Annotated in this window: 19 protein-coding genes; all 19 read right to left on the bottom strand. The window is 58.8% G+C overall.

Annotated features, from left to right (window positions below; genetic code table 11):
- Positions 1 to 57 precede the first annotated feature (57 nt).
- The gene (gene brnQ, locus ACFER_RS01045; protein ID WP_012937596.1) at positions 58 to 1,401 is read right to left on the bottom strand and encodes a branched-chain amino acid transport system II carrier protein; all 1,344 of its coding nucleotides are present in this window, start codon (positions 1,399 to 1,401) and stop codon (positions 58 to 60) included.
- Between the two features lie 10 nt (positions 1,402 to 1,411).
- Positions 1,412 to 2,167 carry an SDR family NAD(P)-dependent oxidoreductase gene (locus ACFER_RS01040; RefSeq protein WP_012937595.1) on the bottom strand — a complete coding sequence of 252 codons (756 nt, stop codon included), beginning with the start codon at positions 2,165 to 2,167 and terminating at the stop codon, positions 1,412 to 1,414.
- Positions 2,168 to 2,276: 109 nt separating this feature from the next.
- Positions 2,277 to 2,474, bottom strand: coding sequence for a cold shock domain-containing protein (locus ACFER_RS01035; RefSeq protein WP_009015310.1), 198 nt, complete (start codon positions 2,472 to 2,474; stop codon positions 2,277 to 2,279).
- 156 nt (positions 2,475 to 2,630) lie between these two features.
- Entirely contained in the window at positions 2,631 to 2,900 is a 270-nt protein-coding gene (locus tag ACFER_RS01030; RefSeq protein ID WP_012937594.1) for a GIY-YIG nuclease family protein, read from the bottom strand.
- Positions 2,897 to 3,364: a peptidylprolyl isomerase gene (locus tag ACFER_RS01025; protein WP_012937593.1), complete on the bottom strand. Its 468-nt coding sequence runs from the start codon at positions 3,362 to 3,364 to the stop codon at positions 2,897 to 2,899. Before ACFER_RS01025 ends, ACFER_RS01030 begins: the two co-directional genes overlap by 4 nt.
- Before the next feature lie 231 nt (positions 3,365 to 3,595).
- Positions 3,596 to 4,591 (bottom strand): hypothetical protein, encoded by a 996-nt coding sequence (locus ACFER_RS01020; RefSeq protein ID WP_012937592.1) that lies wholly within the window; start codon positions 4,589 to 4,591, stop codon positions 3,596 to 3,598.
- Positions 4,588 to 5,445, bottom strand: a complete 858-nt coding sequence (locus tag ACFER_RS01015; protein ID WP_012937591.1) for an NAD(P)/FAD-dependent oxidoreductase — start codon at positions 5,443 to 5,445, stop codon at positions 4,588 to 4,590. The genes ACFER_RS01020 and ACFER_RS01015 overlap by 4 nt, the downstream gene beginning before the upstream one ends.
- Positions 5,446 to 5,472: 27 nt before the next feature.
- Entirely contained in the window at positions 5,473 to 6,048 is a 576-nt protein-coding gene (locus ACFER_RS01010; RefSeq protein WP_012937590.1) for a nitroreductase family protein, read from the bottom strand.
- Positions 6,049 to 6,063: 15 nt separating this feature from the next.
- On the bottom strand, positions 6,064 to 6,621 hold the full coding sequence (locus ACFER_RS01005; RefSeq protein WP_012937589.1) for a hypothetical protein: 558 nt from the start codon (positions 6,619 to 6,621) through the stop codon (positions 6,064 to 6,066).
- A gap of 92 nt (positions 6,622 to 6,713) precedes the next feature.
- Entirely contained in the window at positions 6,714 to 8,066 is a 1,353-nt protein-coding gene (pdxR, locus tag ACFER_RS01000; RefSeq protein ID WP_012937588.1) for a MocR-like pyridoxine biosynthesis transcription factor PdxR, read from the bottom strand.
- Between the two features lie 112 nt (positions 8,067 to 8,178).
- Complete coding sequence (locus ACFER_RS00995) at positions 8,179 to 8,814, bottom strand: V-type ATP synthase subunit D (protein ID WP_012937587.1); 636 nt, start codon at positions 8,812 to 8,814, stop codon at positions 8,179 to 8,181.
- A 3-nt stretch (positions 8,815 to 8,817) separates the two neighbouring features.
- Positions 8,818 to 10,209 carry a V-type ATP synthase subunit B gene (locus ACFER_RS00990; protein ID WP_012937586.1) on the bottom strand — a complete coding sequence of 464 codons (1,392 nt, stop codon included), beginning with the start codon at positions 10,207 to 10,209 and terminating at the stop codon, positions 8,818 to 8,820.
- The gene (locus ACFER_RS00985) at positions 10,202 to 11,977 is read right to left on the bottom strand and encodes a V-type ATP synthase subunit A (RefSeq protein ID WP_187287533.1); all 1,776 of its coding nucleotides are present in this window, start codon (positions 11,975 to 11,977) and stop codon (positions 10,202 to 10,204) included. The genes ACFER_RS00990 and ACFER_RS00985 overlap by 8 nt, the downstream gene beginning before the upstream one ends.
- A 6-nt stretch (positions 11,978 to 11,983) precedes the next feature.
- Positions 11,984 to 12,310 (bottom strand): V-type ATP synthase subunit F, encoded by a 327-nt coding sequence (locus tag ACFER_RS00980; RefSeq protein ID WP_012937584.1) that lies wholly within the window; start codon positions 12,308 to 12,310, stop codon positions 11,984 to 11,986.
- Between the two features lie 26 nt (positions 12,311 to 12,336).
- On the bottom strand, positions 12,337 to 13,332 hold the full coding sequence (locus tag ACFER_RS00975) for a V-type ATPase subunit (protein ID WP_012937583.1): 996 nt from the start codon (positions 13,330 to 13,332) through the stop codon (positions 12,337 to 12,339).
- A 1-nt stretch (position 13,333) separates the two neighbouring features.
- Entirely contained in the window at positions 13,334 to 13,942 is a 609-nt protein-coding gene (locus ACFER_RS00970; RefSeq protein WP_012937582.1) for a V-type ATP synthase subunit E, read from the bottom strand.
- 16 nt (positions 13,943 to 13,958) lie between these two features.
- A complete protein-coding gene (locus tag ACFER_RS00965; RefSeq protein WP_012937581.1) occupies positions 13,959 to 14,435 on the bottom strand; it encodes a V-type ATP synthase subunit K in 477 nt (158 codons plus the stop codon).
- A 14-nt stretch (positions 14,436 to 14,449) separates the two neighbouring features.
- On the bottom strand, positions 14,450 to 16,306 hold the full coding sequence (locus ACFER_RS00960; protein WP_012937580.1) for a V-type ATP synthase subunit I: 1,857 nt from the start codon (positions 16,304 to 16,306) through the stop codon (positions 14,450 to 14,452).
- The gene (locus ACFER_RS00955) at positions 16,300 to 16,611 is read right to left on the bottom strand and encodes a hypothetical protein (protein ID WP_012937579.1); all 312 of its coding nucleotides are present in this window, start codon (positions 16,609 to 16,611) and stop codon (positions 16,300 to 16,302) included. The genes ACFER_RS00960 and ACFER_RS00955 overlap by 7 nt, the downstream gene beginning before the upstream one ends.
- Positions 16,612 to 16,885: the final 274 nt, after the last annotated feature.

Below are 16,885 nucleotides of genomic sequence, written 5' to 3'. Positions count from 1 at the left end.
GATTCAAACATTCATCATTCTTTCATTATACACTTTTTCATCAATTTTCGCAAAATTTCACCGCCGGACTCCGCCCAGTTTCACGGCTGCAGCCGCAACCGCCAGAGCCGCCAGGGTGGGCAGCAGCCAGCTCATCCCCAGGGAAAACAGGGGCAGCTGGTGGTAACACCCCAACAGAGCCTGGACGGCACCGGTTTCCTGGAGCCCTTTGGGCAGGACGCTGAGGGCATCCCCGAAGGCCGCCACCCCTGCCAGCAGCATGGGCCACCGGTACAGCCGCCGGTCCTTCCCCAGCAGGGCGGAGGCGAAGGATGCCAGGATCAGGGTAATGGCCATGGGATACAGGAACATCAGGATGGGTACTGCCAGCACGATGATCTGGGTAAGCCCCACATTCCCGATCAGGAAGGAAATCCCGGCAAAGAGCACACAGTAGGCTTTATAGCTCAGGCTCCCGGGGAACAGATCACAAAAGGTGTTGGCACAGGCGGTGATGAGACCGATGGCCGTCTTCAGGCAGGCAAAGGTCACGATGGCCGCCAGCAGCATGCCCCCCACCGGTCCGAAATAGGCATGGGCAATCTGGGCCAGGGCAATGCCCCCGTTGGCGGAGATGGCCAGCGCTCCCAGGCTGGAGGTCCCCAGCCAGGTGATCAGAGTGTAGATCAGGGCCATCAGGAACACCACGATGATCCCCACCTTCAGCAGGTCCACGGAAATGGTCCGGGCATCCGATACCCCCAGTTCCTTCAGGGTATTGATCACCACCACGGAAAAGGCCAGCATGGCCAGCACATCCATGGTGTTGTATCCTTCCTTGAACCCGGTGAGGAAGGCATGGTCCACATAGGGTCCCTGGGGCACCCCGGCGGCAATGGATCCCATGGGACGGGCCAGGGCCACCGCCACCAGGATGGCCAGGAAAGCCAGGAATACCGGGTTCAGGAATTTCCCGATGTAAACGATCAGTTTGGAAGGTTTCAGGGAAAACAGCAGGGCCACCGCCATGAACAGGAAGGTGAATCCGGCCAGCACCAGGGTCTGGTTCCCGCTGACAAAGGGAACGATCCCGATCTGGTAGGAAACAGTGGCGGTCCGGGGCAGGGCAAAGGCCGGCCCGATGGTGAGATACAGCAGCACCGTAAAGATCCGGGCAAAGGCCGGATGCACATTCCCGGCCAGTTCTTCCAGACTGCCGCTGCCGGAAAGCCCAAAAGCGATCAGGGCCAGGAAGGGCATGAACACCCCGGTGGAAATGAAGCCCAGGTTGGCCCCCCAGAAATGGGACCCGGCCAGCTGGCCCATGTGCACCGGGAAGATCAGGTTTCCGGCCCCGAACAGCATGCCGAACAGCATGGAGCCCACAAAAAGATATTCTGCAGAAGTCAGTTTGTGATTCATGGCATCCTCCTTATTTGGCCGTCAGGCCGCCGTCCACGGAAACGATGGCTCCGGTCATGAAGCCATTGAGCGGAGACAGGACGGCACAGATCATGTGGGCCACTTCTTCCGGTTTCCCGATCCGTCCCATAGGATAGACGGAAGCCATGGACTCCCGGGAATAGCCCCCTTCCGCCAGCTGTTTTTCCACCAGAGGCGTATCCACATCCCCGGGGCACAGGCAGTTCACCCGGACCCAGGGGGCCAGGTCCAGAGCCAGGGACCGGGTAAAAGCCACCACAGCCCCTTTGGAAGCCGCATACAGACAGCAGCCGTAATTCCCTTCCAGGGCGGCATCAGAGGCGATGTTCACAATGGAAGGGCCATCCTGGGCAAAGAGATCCAGCAGGGCCTGGGTGAGGAAAATGGTCCCCTTCACATTCACATCCATCAGCTGCTGATACTCCTCTTCCGTCACATCCTGAAAGGGCTTTTCCTGATAGATCCCGGCGCTGTTCACCAGGAAATCCAGTTCCTGATGATGCTGCTGGAGGCAGGCGGCGATTTTCCGGCAGCCTTCCACGGTGCTCACATTTCCCTGGAGATACAGGGCTTTCCCCGGCAGTCCCTCAAGACTTTCCAGGGCCTTCTTCCCCCGTTCCGGATCCCGACCCACCAGCCAGACGGTGGCTCCATCCTGGACCAGCATCCGGGCAGCGGCCAGGCCGATGCCGGAAGTCCCTCCGCTGATCACACCCCTTTTGTTCTCCATTCCATATCCGATCATATCTTCTTCTCCTTTGCATACTGGGGTCAGCACAATAAAAAAGGAGATACCGTTTCCACGATATCCCCTCTTTGCTAAGCTGGTTGTTCCTTGCAGATATCTGTATATCTTACAGTTTCACAACGTTGGCAGCCTGTTCGCCACGGTTGCCTTCGACAACGTCGAATTCTACAGCCTGGCCTTCTTCCAGAGTCTTGAAGCCTTCACCCTGGATTGCGGAGAAATGAACGAATACATCGCCGCCATCTTCCCGTTCGATGAAACCATAACCCTTTTCAGCATTAAACCATTTAACTTTGCCAGTCATCTTTACTTGGCCTCCTAAAAAATATTGCGAAAAACGATCCAACTATATGTGATACCTGCGTGAGTTCAACATTCAGTAAGTCCGTTGTTTCTGTTCTCCATTCTAGCATAACCCCTGGACTTTTACAAGCAAAAGAATTGGGCCTATACAGAAAACTCAGGGTATTTTCAAAGATTTTTGAGAAAATTGACGGACCAGCTCTTCTTTTTGTTTTTTTGCCAACTGTTTCAGGGCATATTCCCGGCGAAGAGCCGTTTTCCGGTCCGGCAGTTCCTCAAAATAAGCCAGGTCCACCGCCTTGAAGGCCCGGGTGTATTTGGCCCCGGACCCGCTGCGGTGCATGGCCAGCCGGTGGGCCAGGTCGTTGGTCCAGCCGGTGTACAGGGCGCCGTTGGCACAGCGCACCATATAGACGTAGGCGGTCATTCCTTTACGACTTCCACCTTTTCCATCACCACATCCTGGAGAGGCCGGTCGGCGAAATCCGTGGGCGTGGAACCGATCTTGTGGACCACGTCCATCCCTTCCACGATTTTCCCGAAGATGGCATGGTGGCCGTCCAGCCAGGGAGTAGGCACCAGAGTGATGAAGAACTGGCTGCCCCCGGTGTTGGGACCGGCGTTGGCCATGGACAGGATCCCTTCCCCGCTGTGGGCCAGACCGGGACCGAATTCATCATCGATGGTGTAGCCGGGGCCGCCCATGCCGGTACCGGTAGGGTCCCCGCCCTGGATCATGAAATCATCGATGACCCGGTGGAAGATCACCCCGTCATAGAACCCCTTCTCCACCAGTTCCAGAAAGTTCCCGGCAGTTTTGGGAGCCTTGTCTTCAAACAGTTCAGCTGTAAAATCTCCCAGGTTGGTATGGAAATGCACTTTTTTATTCATGTTGTTCACCTCGTTGTTGTGTGGGCTGCCCTTTAGCAGCCCCTGGAAATCGTTCCTGCAGGGGCGGCAGGCCCGGCCGCCCGTCAAATCACCGTTTGTCCGTACGGTTTGCGGGCCGCCCGGCGTGCGGCCCCTACGGTTTACAGGGTTCAAAATCAATTGGCAAAATTGATTTCCACCAGCCGTTGACCATTGACAGCTGACCGCTGACAGGAGGTGCTCCGCACCTCCTTAAAATTCCCGAATCACCAGATCCGACAGATCCATCTCCACCCGTCCCTTGCCGGGGACGGAAGCCAGGGCCACCAGATGTCCCTGGGTATCAATGTAGAAATTGTCCTTCTGAAACCGGGCCCCTTCTCCCAGGTCCGCCAGCCGTTCCCGGATGGCTTCCTGCCGGTTCTGCCCCAGGAAGTACTCCAGAGGAAGCCGGCTGCCGGTAACCAGATCGAACACCAGCCCATAATGGAGATCCGTGATCCGGGCCGTCAGCAGGGAGGGATCAGCCCCTCCCTGGAGCGGGGACACATAGGCATAGTGCTTCAGCCGGGTCCAGCTGGCCAGGCTGTTCACTTCCGTCACCGGATAACTCCGGTACAGGATGGGATCCCCCTGGAACACCAGGCTCAGGATCTGCCGGCGGTTGTAGGTCACCCTGCACTGGAGCCCGCTTTCCACCGGGCCGGTAATATGCCGATACACGGACAGGTAATTGCCCAGTTCCTGGTTGATCCGGTCCTGGACCTGGGACGTGACCCCTCCCGTCACCTGGGGAAAGATGGTTCGGTAGCCTTCATTGGTGATCTGGAGGGGCTCCCGTTTGTCCCGGGGGCTGGCTCCTTTTTTGGCCGGCACGGTGTACCAGCCGGTAACCCCGTCCCGGGTGGCCACTTTGGCCCACTCCAGCCCGTTGATTTCCCGCTTCCCGAAGATCATTCCCTGGGCGCCCGCAGGAGCCGGCCGCAGGATGGTTTCCGGTTTTTCCTCCGGAAGGCTCCGGAGATAGCCACCGCTGAACAGCACCCGTTCCATTTTGTGTTCCCGGGTGACAAATTCCACCCGGGCGCCCTGCACTCCTTCCCCCGGTGCCAGGGCTTTGGTTTCTGAAGGAGCCGCTGTCTCCGCCGCCTGTCCGGTTTCCGCCGGCTGGCTCCGGACGCAGCCCCCGGCCAGCATTCCCATCACCGCCAGTGCCAGCAGGAACCGTCCGGTCTTTTTTCCGGTCATACCGGATTCTCCCGCAGCCAGAAGGCTGCAGAAAGCAGTGCCTTTTGCCCTTCTCCGGCAGCCTTGTTGATCTGCCAGGGATAACCGGCCGCATCTCCGGCAGCAAAGACCCCCGGTACGGAAGTGGCCAGGTTCCCGTCCACCCGGATAAAAGGCCCGTCCAGCCGGAGTCCGGGCAGGAGCCGGTCCAGGGGATCTGTTTCCCGGAGCAGGAAAAGACCGTCCAGTGGTTCCGTCCCGGCCGTGGTTTCCAGGGCTTCGGCTTTTCCTTCTCCCAGGATCTTTCGGGGTTTCCCGGCCATCACCGTCACATTGGCCGGTTTTTCTTCCGACAGGGAAAAATCCGCCCAGAGCTTCACTTCTGCCGCCAGCCCGGCCAGGAACTCCACTTCTTCCCAGGCGGAAGGCAGATTGGTCACCACCCCGATGGTCTTTCCCCGGTACAGAAACCCGTCACAGGTGGCACAGTAGCTGACCCCTTTTCCCAGAAGGGCCGTTTCCCCTTCCAGGGGTTTCCCATGAGCGGCTCCCGGACACAGGATCACACTCCGGGCCTCATACACATCCCCCGGTGTGGCCAGGAAAAAGCTTTTCTCCCGGGGCATGATGCTCAGTACTTTATGGGGGACCACCGTGGTCCCGGCGGCCTTCATATGAGCGGTAAAGGCATCCATCAGTTCCACTCCGGACCGGTCCGGCAGCCCCAGATAATTTTTCACCAGATGGCTTTTCCGCAGAGCCAGGCCAAAATCTCCGGTATCCAGCAGCAAAGTGCCCAGAGACCGGTTGGCCGCCGTCACCGCCGCACTGCAGCCGGCAGGCCCGCCCCCTACAATGGCAATATCATACAGCATAGGATTCTCCTTTTTTCTCGGGAGCGGTTATTTGAACTCCGCCACTTTCTCCAGGGGCAGTTTGGGTACATAATAATCCCGGGCCTCATCCACATAGTAGGCCAGTTTTCCCTCTTCTCCAGGAACCAGGGTGCTTTGGTGGGAGGGATAGCCCAGAGCCAGTACCGTCACCACTTCCCGTTCTTCCGGAATATCCAGCAGGGCCGCGATTTTCGGCCGGTCCACCGCTGCCAGGATGGCGCTGCCCACCCCCTGCTGCCAGGCGGTGATGGCCATGGCATCCAGGGCAATGCCCACATCGATGCTGGAAATGGTGGGGTTGGCGTCCTTGGGCCGGGACACCACCACAAAGGCCACTGGCTGTTCCCCTTCCTTCGGGGTGCCGATTTCTTTAGGCAGGGCTGCCGCCCACCGGAGCAGGGGCTGCATGGCTTTTACATTTGCCGGGCTTTCCACCACCGTAAACCGCAGGCACTGGCCGTTCCGGCCGCAGCTCCGTTTCCGTGCAACGTCCGCCAGGGTCCGCAGCAGCTCCGGTTCCACCGGCTTTTGTTCAAAACGCCGGTAGGTCCGGCAGGTATCATACAAAGAAGCCAATTCCATTTCACTCACTCCTTCTTATTCCACTTCCGCCACATAACCGTTTTCCCCGTCCGCCCGGAGGACCAGCACATGGGGTGCCTGTTCCAGGAACAGCACCGCCTCCTGCTGGCGGATCTGGAGAGGACTGTTGAACACGGCCGTGGGCACAAAGCCGTTCACCGGCAGCTGGCGGATGACCCCCAGGGAATCTTCCCCGATGACGGTCACTTCATTCAGATGGGTCTTGCCGGTGCCCCGGTGGCCGTAGCTGAGCACCAGGATATCCTGTTTCCCCGGGCGGAAATCCAGTTTGTACAGGGCGTAGTCCACCCCTTTCTGGAGGGTGCACAGTCCCACTCCGTCCCCCACCTGCCAGCCCAGGACCAGGACCTTCTCTCCGCCGTCAGTACCGGTAAGGCTGGCACTGATCTTCTGGGGAACCCCTTTCTGGAATTCCACCGTCAGTGGGGGCTGCAGCTGGCCGTTGGCACTGAGATTGTACCGGGGGGCAAAATACTGGGCCGCTTCCCCGGCCGCCGGACCGCCCAATCCCAGCATCACCGTCAGCAGCGCAATCTCCCAGGTATTTTTCATACATCCACCTCCCGCAGCCATAGACAAAATGTTTTTTCTGTATCCTTTTTATTATACCCTACCGGGTGGAAAGAAGACAATTGTCTTTTCGTTTACTTCTCCAGAGCCTCCCGGAAGGCTTCCACCCCTTCCCGGATCTTCTCCTCGGGAATCCCGGCAAAGGACAGCAGGAATTCCGGGGACCGTCCCGGCTCCGTACCCCGGACCGGGATGACCCGGACCCCCTGGGCCAGGGCTTTCCGGGCCAGTTCTTCCGCCGTTCCCGGCAGATCCAGGGCGATGTGGAGATGGAGCCCGGACCCGTAGCTCAGCAGCCGGACCTTGCTCCCGAACCGGCTGGTCAGTTCTTCCTTCAGCCGCCGGCTCTTGGTCCGGTACAGGCTCCGGAGCTTCCGGATGTGCCGGGTGAGATGACCTTCTTCGATATACGCCGCCAGAGCCAGCTGCTCCACCGTGGAGGAAGTCTGGTTGTACCGGTCCGCAATGGCCTCATAGGCCGGCAGCAGTTTCTCCGGCAGCACCAGATAGCTGATCCGCAGGGACGGCAGCATGGTCCGGGAAAAAGACCCCAGATAGATGATCTGTTCCCGGTTTCCAAAACTGTGGAGAGCCGGGGTGGGCCGGTGGAGATACCGGAATTCCCCGTTGTAGTCGTCTTCCAGCAAATACACCCGTTCCAGCTGGGTAGCCACGATCAGGTTGTTCCGTTCTTTTTCCGTCAGGGCCCGCCCCTTGTAGGGATTGGCCGGGGAAATCATCAACAGGCCGGGCCAGTCTCCCTTGGGATCCGCCGGATCAAAAAGCCGGGTCTTCCACCCCATCAGATGGAAAATCTGTTCCGCCTGGGGAAACCCTGGTGCTTCCAGGCCCGCCACCTTCTGATCCAGGGGCAGCAGGGGCAGCAGGATCAGCAGCAGGGTCTGGAGACCGGCCCCCACCAGGATCTGTTCCGGACGGCACACCACCCCCCGGGAGGCATAACTGTACCGGGCCAGGACCCGGCGCAGTTCCGGTTCCCCCTGGGGATCCCCGTACCCGGCGATGGACGCCGGATTCCGCAGCACCTGGTTCAGACAGCGCCGCCAGAGCACCGTGTCAAAGGTGGAAGTATCGATGTAGTTGTTGGAAAAATTCCAGCGGACTTCCGGCCGGCGGAGTTCTTCCCCGGCTTCCTGTCCCTCCGATGCTTCCCGGGGCTGATAGACGGCCACCCGGTAACCCCGGTTGGGCAGGTTTTCCACATACCCCTGGTCGATGAGGATCTGGTAAGCGTTTTCCGCCGTGGTCCGGCTCAGTTTCAGGTCCCGGGTCAGTTTGCGGATGGAGGGCAGGAAATCCTGGGAAACCAGATGCTGCTGGCGGATTTCCTGCCGGAAATAATCAGCCAGCTGCCGGTAAAGAGGCTCTTTTCCCGGCTGTGCCCGGAAATTAAAGGTAGTCAGCACGGAACTGTGCTCCTTTCATCAGTATTTTTTAACAAAAATTACAGTCACGGATATTGTAGCATAAAAAGGGGCTGTGAAAAAATGAGGAATCATTTTTTCACAGCCCCTTCTTTCACGCCTGCTTCGCCATGATTTCCTTGGCTTTCATCAGGCGCACCGTACTGGCTCTTTCGTTTTCGCTGAGCTTCATGGTGATGTACTTGATGCTTTCCTGCATTTCCGGGATCATCACGTATTCCAGGGCGTTCACCCGCCGGCGGGTCTTTTCGATTTCATCCGCCAGCATGTTGCAGGTCTTTTCCACTTCCGCCAGTTCCAAAAGATCCGGCAGGCAGGTGGTCAGTTCCGTCACCGCCGTGTCCAGTTCCCCGGTGGTAAAGGCGAAGGAATAGGGCACCTGGGCCGCATCATCCGCCGTAGCCCCCGTATAGGTCAGGGTGGGCACGTCCACGCTCATCACATTCTTGCTCCCCACTTCGAACTCGGCACTCCGGGCCGGGTACAGCAGGGCTTCGTTCATGGTCAGGAACCCCATATGGGCCCGGGCCACCACGAAATGGTGGGACACGTTCTGAAGGGCTTTTTCCATCTTCAGCCGCAGCTCGTGGTTCCGGCGAATGTAGATCATGAACTGCCGGACCATTTCGTCCCGTTTGTCTTTCAGCAGTTTATGCCCCCGGACGGCGGTGGCCAGCCGGCGTTTCAGCCGGGTCAGCTCCATCCGGGTCGGATTCACGTTGGTCGCCATGGGTTATTCCCCCTTGCTGCCGTCCGCCGGTTTGTAGTATTTGTCCAGGTATTCATCCCGGATCCGTTTCAGCTCGCTGCGGGGCAGGATTCCCAGCAGCTTCCAGCCCAGATCCAGGGTCTCTTCGATGGACCGGTTGGTCCGGTACCCCTGGGAGACGTATTCCTTTTCAAAGGCATCGGCGAATTGGGCATACAGCTTATCCACCTTGCTGAGGGCGGAATCCCCCAGGATGGTGGCCAGTTCCTTGGCCTGTTTCCCCCGGGAATAGGCGGCGAACAGCTGGTTCATGGTATCCGCATGGTCTTCCCGGGTCTTGCCCTTGCCCACCCCTTTATCCTTCAGACGGGACAGGGAAGGCAGCACGTCGATGGGCGGCGTCAGCCCTTTCCGGTACAGTTCCCTGGACAGGATGATCTGGCCTTCGGTGATGTACCCGGTCAGGTCAGGGATGGGGTGGGTCTTGTCGTCTTCCGGCATGGACAGGATGGGGATCATGGTAATGGAGCCCTTCTTGCCCCGGATCCGGCCGGCCCGTTCGTACATGGTAGCCAGGTCCGTATACAGATACCCAGGGTAGCCCCGGCGCCCCGGGACTTCCTTCCGGGCAGCGGACACTTCCCGGAGGGCATCGGCATAGTTGGTGATGTCGGTGATGATGACCAGCACGTGCATATCCAGTTCAAAGGCCAGATATTCCGCCGCGGTAATGGCCATACGGGGGGTTGCGATCCGTTCTACCGCCGGGTCGTTGGCCAGGTTGATGAACATCACCGCACGGCTCAGGGCCCCGGTCCGGTTGAAGTCCTGCATGAAGAAGTTGGCTTCTTCGAAGGTGATCCCTACGGCAGCGAACACCACGGCGAACTTTTCGTCGGTGCCCCGTACCCGGGCCTGCCGGGCGATCTGGGCAGCCAGCTGGGCATGGGGCAGACCGGAACCGGAGAACACCGGCAGTTTCTGCCCCCGGACCAGGGTGTTCAGGCCATCGATGGCACTGACCCCGGTCTGGATGAATTCGGAAGGATATTCCCGGGCCGCCGGGTTCATGGGTTCCCCATTGATGTCCTTGTATTCTTCCGGGATGATGGCCGGCCCCCCGTCAATGGGGCTGCCCATGCCGTCGAACACCCGGCCCAGCATGGCGGGAGACACCCCCAGCTGGATCCCGTGGCCCAGGAACCGGGCCTTGGCTGTAGCCGGCTGCAGCCCCTGGGAATCTTCGAACAGCTGGACCAGGGCCTTGTCCCCGTCCACGGTAAGCACCTTGCCCTTCCGGAGTTCCCCGTTGGCCTGGTGGATTTCCACCAGTTCGTCATAGGTTGCGCCTTTCACCTGATCCACCAGCATCAGAGGGCCCACCACTTCACGGATGGTCTTGTAATCCTTACGCATTTTCTTCACCCTCTTCCGTCAGTTCTGCAAAGGCCTGCTCCAGATCCCGGTTCAGCTGGCCGAATTTTTCCTTCCGTTCTTTTTCCGGAATGTACTTGGCACGGCCGATCTGTTCCCGGATGGGCATATCGATCAGTTTGTCCAGTTTCACATGCTTGGTCATGGCATCCAGGGCTTTCTCGTACCAGGTGATGATCAGTTTCAGCATGTCATACTGTTTTTCCAGAGAAGTGTAGGTATCCACTTCGTGGAAGGAGTTCTGGTGCAGGAAGTCTTCCCGGATGGACCGGGCACATTCCATGGTGATCCGGTCCTTGAAGCCCAGGGCATCGATCCCCACCAGACGGACGATTTCGTTCAGGTTGGATTCTTCCTGGAGGATCTCCATGGCGGTCCCCACCAGTTTGGACCAGTCGGGAGCCACTTTGGCATCATAATAAGCCCGCAGCCGGTCGGAATACAGGGAATAGCTCTGGAGCCAGTCGATGGCCGGGAAATGCCGGGCATAGGCCAGGGCCGAAGACAGGCACCAGAACACCTTCACGATCCGCAGGGTGGCCTGGGATACGGGTTCGGAAATATCCCCGCCGGGAGGGGATACGGCCCCGATGGCGGAAACCGCCCCTACCCGGTCCTCCTGGCCCAGACATTCCACTTCCCCGGCCCGTTCGTAGTATTCCGCCAGACGGGAGGACAGGTACGCCGGGTACCCTTCTTCACCGGGCATTTCTTCCAGACGGGAGGACATTTCCCGGAGGGCTTCCGCCCAGCGGGAGGTGGAGTCGGCCATGATGGCCACTTTGTAGCCCATGTCCCGATAGTATTCAGCAATGGTGATACCGGTGTAAATGGACGCTTCCCGGGCGGCCACCGGCATGTCGGAGGTATTGGCGATCAGCACCGTCCGCTTCATCAGCGGCAGGCCGGTACGGGGATCGTTCAGAGCCGGGAATTCGTTCAGTACGTCGGTCATTTCGTTCCCACGTTCCCCACAGCCCACATAGACGATGATGTCCGCATCCGCCCACTTGGCCAGCTGATGCTGGATGACCGTCTTGCCGCTGCCGAAAGGACCGGGCACGGCGGCCACGCCCCCTTTGGCAATGGGGAACAGGGTATCGATGACCCGCTGCCCGGTGACCATGGGTTCTTCCGGAGGCAGCTTGGTCTTGTAGGGCCGGGCCACACGGACCGGCCACTGCTGCAGCATGGGATATTCCTGCACATTCCCTTTGCTGTCCTTCAGTTTGTACACCGGGTCCAGGATGGTGGCTTCCCCTTCATAGACCCATTCCACGGTGCCGCTTTTGCCGGGAGGCACCATGATCTTGTGGAGCACCGCCGGGGTTTCCTGGACCGTACCGATCACATCACCGCCGGAGACCTGATCCCCCGGTTTGGCCACCGGCACGAACTGCCATTTCTTTTCCCGGTTCAGTTTGGGCACTTCCACCCCCCGGCTGATCCGGTCCCCGGCCAGTTCATAGATTTTTTCCAGCGGGCGCTGGATCCCGTCGAAGATGCTTTCGATCAGCCCGGGAGCCAGTTCCACACTCATGGGAGACCCGGTGGATTCCACCGGTTCCCCCGGCCCCAGGCCGGCCGTTTCTTCGTAAACCTGGATAGAAGCCTTATCATCACGAAGCTCGATGACTTCACCGATCAGGCGCTTGTCACTGACGCGGACCATATCATGGAGCTGCACGTCTTTCATGCCTTCGGCGACAATCAGCGGGCCGGATACTTTCACGATCTTTCCACTCACGATTGTTCCCTACCCTTCCTTGAATAGAATATCGGCGCCTACTGCTTTTTCCACATTTTCCCGGACACGCTTCATGCCCAGTCCCAGGGATTTGTTCCCGGCGGGGATGGGAATGATAGCGGGAAAGGTAGCGGTAGCATATTCTGCGATCACCGCCTGGGCCTTCTGGGCGGCGGTTTCCGTAATATAGATCACGGCATAGCCCCCATCGGCCAGACGGTGGATCCTGCGCTCTATCTGTTCCTGTTCTTCCTCGTAGAACACATCGAATCCTACGGCTTTGAAGATCATCACGGAGCTGGGATCGCCGATCACTGCAATTTTCTTTTTATCCATCTTGCTGCCTCCCATGCTTCCTGTGATCAGGCATAGACACTGGGCAGCTGGGGTTCAAAGCCGCCCTGGATGGCTCCGAAGATCATCCGCAGGGCTTCCGCTTCCGTTTCCCGGGCTTCCAGGTATCCCACGATGGGCCCCAGAGAATGGGTATCCCATCTGGCCCGGCGGAGGATCAGGCTCAGCCCCTCTTCCATCCGGCGGGCAATGACCCCCAGCTCATTGGTCTGTGCAAATTCATTGATGGCCTGGACCAGTTCCGCCCCATGGCTTCCCTGGTTCAGACGGGCCCCCAGCTGTTCCGGAGGCACATCCAGGCTTTCTTCGAACACCGTCCGGGGGATCTCTCCGCAGTCCACCAGGACCAGCCGCAGCTGGGACAGTTCCCAGTGGAGATTCTGGGCCCGGATCAGGCTGATGGTATTCAGGTAATCCGCCCACAGAGAAAAATACTTCCGGATGAAGCCGTCTTCCTTTTTCCGGTCCAGCACCGCCTTTGCCTGACGGAACATGGCTCCGTCCAGCAGGGCGCTGAGCCGGAAAGGATCCGCTTCCCGGGCCAGCTCCCCTTCGATTTCGTTCAGGGTCTGGCAGTAGATGGGCGGCAGGTCTTCATAATATTTGGTCTGGACCATGTCCTTCAGGAGGTTCAGGTCGAAATTGCCTCCCTCCCGGAGGATGGCGTCCGCCTGGGTTCCCAGCAGCCGTGCCTTCAGCAGGCATTTCAGGTTGTGGGTATCCACCGGCAGCAGGAACAGACCGGTCAGTTCCGGATCCGGCGTCAGTTCCTGGATCCGTTTCCGGGTCAGCTGCATCTGGGCCCGGATGATCAGGTCGATTTCTCCCTGGGCCAGTTCCTGTTCCGTGGCCGTATTTTCCCCGTACCCGGTCTCCAGCAGCAGCTTCATGGCCGCCTTTGTGCTGTCGGCTTCCGCAATCCGCCGCAGCTGGGCTGCGGTGAGCAGATGGGTGGACAGGACGCTGATCCGGCCCAGAGCATATTCATAACTGGGCTGGGCCATTTTACTTCACCTCCGCGCCAAACAGGAGCTCTGCCACGCGGTATTCCTCCCCGGTCCGTACGTCTTCCAGCAGGGTGGCGAAGGAACCGTCATAATCACAGGTATCCCCTTCGATCAGCACCCCATCGGCGAAATCCGCCTCTTTGTCCGACAGGGCCAGTGCCCCTTCCCGGCCCTGGGCCTTCAGCTCACCGTTGAGCCGGGCCAGGAATCCGTTTTCATACCGGGGCCGGTCCTTGGCCGGTACCACCAGGGTTTCACGGCCGGTAAGATCCGATTCCAGGATGATCCGCCCGATCAGATTTTCCCACTGTTCCTGGGGCAGGGCTTCCAGCTGTCCGGCAGCCTGATCAAAAGCTTCCTGGAGCACTTTCCGCTTGCTGGCCAGGTTCTCTTTCCGGCTCTGCAGTTCCGCGATCAGCTGCAGACGGCCGGCCGCTTCTTTGGCATCCACCTGGGATTTGGCCTGGATTTCCCGGACCTCTTCCCGGGCTTTGGCCAGGATCTGTTCCTTTTCCTTCCGGGCCTTTTCCTGAGCCGCTGCTCCGATGGCTGCCGCGTCCTGCTTCGCTTCTTCTTCTATTTTCTGAATGATTTTGTCACCAGACACGACGGGTCACCCTTTCTTATAATTTGATCCCGTTCACCATGATGAAGGAAATCAGCAGACTCAGCACGGCGTAGGTTTCCACCATGGCCGTCAGGATGATGCCTTTACCGGTTTCTTCCGGCCGTTTTGCCGTCAGATAGATGCCGGAGGCAGCCACTTTCCCCTGATAGATGGCGGACAGCAGACCGCCGATGCCCATGGGCAGTGCGGCAAACAGATAGGCCAGGCCCTGGAAGGTGGTCAGGTCTTTCACGTTCCCGTCAATGACCCCCAGGTTCAGGATGATGATGAAAGCGATCAGCAGCCCGTAAATGCCCTGGGTACCAGGCAGGGCCTGGAGTACCAGTACGTTACCGAACTTGTCCGGGTCTTCGCTGACCACACCGGAAGCGGCCTGCCCGGCGATCCCTACGCCGATGGCACTGCCAACCCCTGCCAGAGCGGCAGCCGTTGCTGCCCCGCCAAATGCCAGCGCTGTTCCTAAAGTAATCATAATGAAATCCTCCCTTATTTGGTAATGTCAGTATACTTGGTCCGGAGCGCCAAAGGCAGAAATGCCCGGCCGCCGGCTTCGTAGAACTTGCCGAAGAATTCGATGTACTGCAGACGGCTGCTGTGCACGAAGGCACCCAGCACGTTGATGATGATGTTGAAGTAATGCCCTGCCAGAAGCACCAGGATGGCCGCCACAATGCCCACAGGGCCTGCGCTCCAGAGCATCTGGGCCACGGTATTGATGACCATGGCGATGACCCCGGTGGCCAGTCCCAGAGCAAAGATCCGGGAATAGCTCAACAGATCGCTGAGATAACCGCTGATGTTGTATAGGGTCAGGAGACCGCCCAGGAGACGGTTCACGATGCCCTTCTTTTCCCGTCCCCCGAACAGGACGATGATGCCGGCACCCAGCCAGGCCAGGTACTTGCCCACAGGCCCCGGCACCAGTGCCATGAGGAAGAAGCCCAGGAACATGATGAGCCAGCTGATCTGGTCACAGACCGCTCCCATCACATCCCCATCCCGGAGCAGCATGTAGATTTTCACCACCATGCCGGCCACCAGATGGATGGCCCCCAGGCCGAAGCACAGCGCCAGCATCTTCAGGGGTTCCTTCATGGGGACGAACAGCAGAGGCTGCCATTCCAGGCCGAACCAGCCGCCGAACATGGCTCCCCAGATAATGGTGGAAATACTCCCGAAGAAAATCACCATGGCCAGCTGCCGGGCGAACCCGGTGGGCCGGAACTTCTTCAGGGCAAAATACAGCATCACGGTCAGCACCAGGCCGTAGCCTGCATCGGACAGCATCATGCCGAAAAAGATGAAGTGGAAGGGAGCCATGACCAGATCCGGATCGATGGAACCGGCTTTGGGCAGGGAATACAGTTCCACTACGCTTTCGTAGGGTTCCACCAGTTTGCCGTTTTCCAGTACCGTAGGAGGGATTTCCCCTTCTGCCGGATCTGCAAAGGTCAGCTGGTAGGCGTCGGTGACACTCTGGACCACCTTTTCCACCCGTTGGGTCCGGTCCTTCCGCACCCAGCCCTGTACCTTGAAGGCACTGACGGTTTCCACCCCGCCGTTCTGGAGACGGTCATGGGCGGCACTCAGCTGGTCGTAGTACAGTTCCACCTGCTGTTTCCGGGGGATGCTTTCCCGGGTTTCCTCCTTCAGACGGCTGATCCGTGCTTCCTTTTCCTCCGCTTCCTGGAGCAGTTCCTTCCGGACATCTGCCGCCAGGCCGCTGTGTTTGGGCAGCACTGCCTCGCTGAAATCATGTTCCTTCAGCAGATGCTTCACTTCACTGTCGGCCTCTTCATAAGCCAGCACCACCATGGCCTGCCCGTCCTGGGTCACCCCATACAGGCTCACATCCGCCAGGAGGCCGCTGATGGCCTTCTGGAATTCCGGCAGTTCTTTTTCCGGCAGGAATCCCACATGGCAGCGGGTGGTTTCCGTAAAGCTCAGCTGTTCCAGGGGAATGTCCAGTTCCAGCCAGGGATCCAGGCTTTCCGCCTGGGTCCGGAGGGCCGCCGCTTCACTTTCCAGGGAAGCGATCTTGCTGGCGGTGGTATCCAGTTTTTCCGTCAGCTTCCGGCCTTCCTGGGTCTCTTCCAGGAAATTCCCATAGGAAATGGTTTCTTTCTGAGGAAACAGGGGATTCTTGGCACCATTCTGGACCAGGAACTGGAGCACCTGACCGGTTTTATCCAGCTGGGCGCTGACTTTTTCTGATCCGGGAAGGGCCTTGCTTCCCGCTTCCGGTTCCAGCATCACACTCCCGTCCTTCTGGAGGGCCAGGAGCAGGGCATCGCGATCGGCTTTCAGGGCGTAGAGAGTCAGTTTTTGCATAGGGACTAACATTCGATCACGACCTTCTTCATAATATACTGGACTGCCGCATCCAGATTTTTCCGGGCCTCTGCCGCCTGGGCCTCATCCCGTTTCCGGTTTTCCGCCACCAGGGCATCGGCTTCCTGTTTGGCCTGGGCTTCTGCCTGGGCAATGGCCGCGGCCGCCTGTTTCCGGGCTTCCGCGATCAGGGCTTCCGCTTCCTTGTGAGCTTCCGCCTGGGCGTCCCGTACCGTATTCCGGGCTTCCAGGGTGGCCTGTTTCTTCAGGTCATCCGCCTTCTGCTCGGCATTTTTGATGTCTTCCAGCATGGACATGGTATCACCACCTTTGCGCAGGGAAGGCGGTTGCCTTCCAGATTGGTTGAAAAGAAAGAAATAGCAGTAACCAGTGTAGTATTTCAACAGAGATCCGCAAATCCCTGCTGAAGCGCTATAAAATCATTATACTATACTGTATCCGTTTTTGTAACAATAACTTTTCTTATTTTTTCATTGCAGGGTTGATTTTGTACTATTTTATAATAATTTTGTAGCATATGATACACTAATGTCACAGAAGAGTCCCCCGTTTCTGGCTTTTTCCTTCCTG

Source organism: Acidaminococcus fermentans DSM 20731 (assembly GCF_000025305.1).
GTDB lineage: Bacteria > Bacillota > Negativicutes > Acidaminococcales > Acidaminococcaceae > Acidaminococcus > Acidaminococcus fermentans.
The sequence above is the reverse complement of the archived record's forward strand: the minus strand, read 5'-3'. Positions and strand labels throughout refer to the sequence as shown.

Coding starts and splice junctions, on each gene's coding strand:
- ACFER_RS01025 (WP_012937593.1), bottom strand. CDS start 3,364: ATGAATAAAAAAGTGCATTTCCATACCAACCTGGGAGATTTTACAGCT.
- ACFER_RS00965 (WP_012937581.1), bottom strand. CDS start 14,435: ATGATTACTTTAGGAACAGCGCTGGCATTTGGCGGGGCAGCAACGGCT.
- ACFER_RS01030 (WP_012937594.1), bottom strand. CDS start 2,900: ATGACCGCCTACGTCTATATGGTGCGCTGTGCCAACGGCGCCCTGTAC.
- ACFER_RS00975 (WP_012937583.1), bottom strand. CDS start 13,332: ATGGCCCAGCCCAGTTATGAATATGCTCTGGGCCGGATCAGCGTCCTG.
- ACFER_RS01040 (WP_012937595.1), bottom strand. CDS start 2,167: ATGATCGGATATGGAATGGAGAACAAAAGGGGTGTGATCAGCGGAGGG.
- ACFER_RS01035 (WP_009015310.1), bottom strand. CDS start 2,474: ATGACTGGCAAAGTTAAATGGTTTAATGCTGAAAAGGGTTATGGTTTC.
- ACFER_RS00990 (WP_012937586.1), bottom strand. CDS start 10,209: ATGCGTAAGGATTACAAGACCATCCGTGAAGTGGTGGGCCCTCTGATG.
- ACFER_RS00955 (WP_012937579.1), bottom strand. CDS start 16,611: ATGTCCATGCTGGAAGACATCAAAAATGCCGAGCAGAAGGCGGATGAC.
- ACFER_RS01015 (WP_012937591.1), bottom strand. CDS start 5,445: ATGCTGTATGATATTGCCATTGTAGGGGGCGGGCCTGCCGGCTGCAGT.
- ACFER_RS01005 (WP_012937589.1), bottom strand. CDS start 6,621: ATGAAAAATACCTGGGAGATTGCGCTGCTGACGGTGATGCTGGGATTG.
- brnQ (WP_012937596.1), bottom strand. CDS start 1,401: ATGAATCACAAACTGACTTCTGCAGAATATCTTTTTGTGGGCTCCATG.
- ACFER_RS00980 (WP_012937584.1), bottom strand. CDS start 12,310: ATGGATAAAAAGAAAATTGCAGTGATCGGCGATCCCAGCTCCGTGATG.
- ACFER_RS00995 (WP_012937587.1), bottom strand. CDS start 8,814: ATGGCGACCAACGTGAATCCGACCCGGATGGAGCTGACCCGGCTGAAA.
- ACFER_RS00960 (WP_012937580.1), bottom strand. CDS start 16,306: ATGTTAGTCCCTATGCAAAAACTGACTCTCTACGCCCTGAAAGCCGAT.
- ACFER_RS01020 (WP_012937592.1), bottom strand. CDS start 4,591: ATGACCGGAAAAAAGACCGGACGGTTCCTGCTGGCACTGGCGGTGATG.
- ACFER_RS01010 (WP_012937590.1), bottom strand. CDS start 6,048: ATGGAATTGGCTTCTTTGTATGATACCTGCCGGACCTACCGGCGTTTT.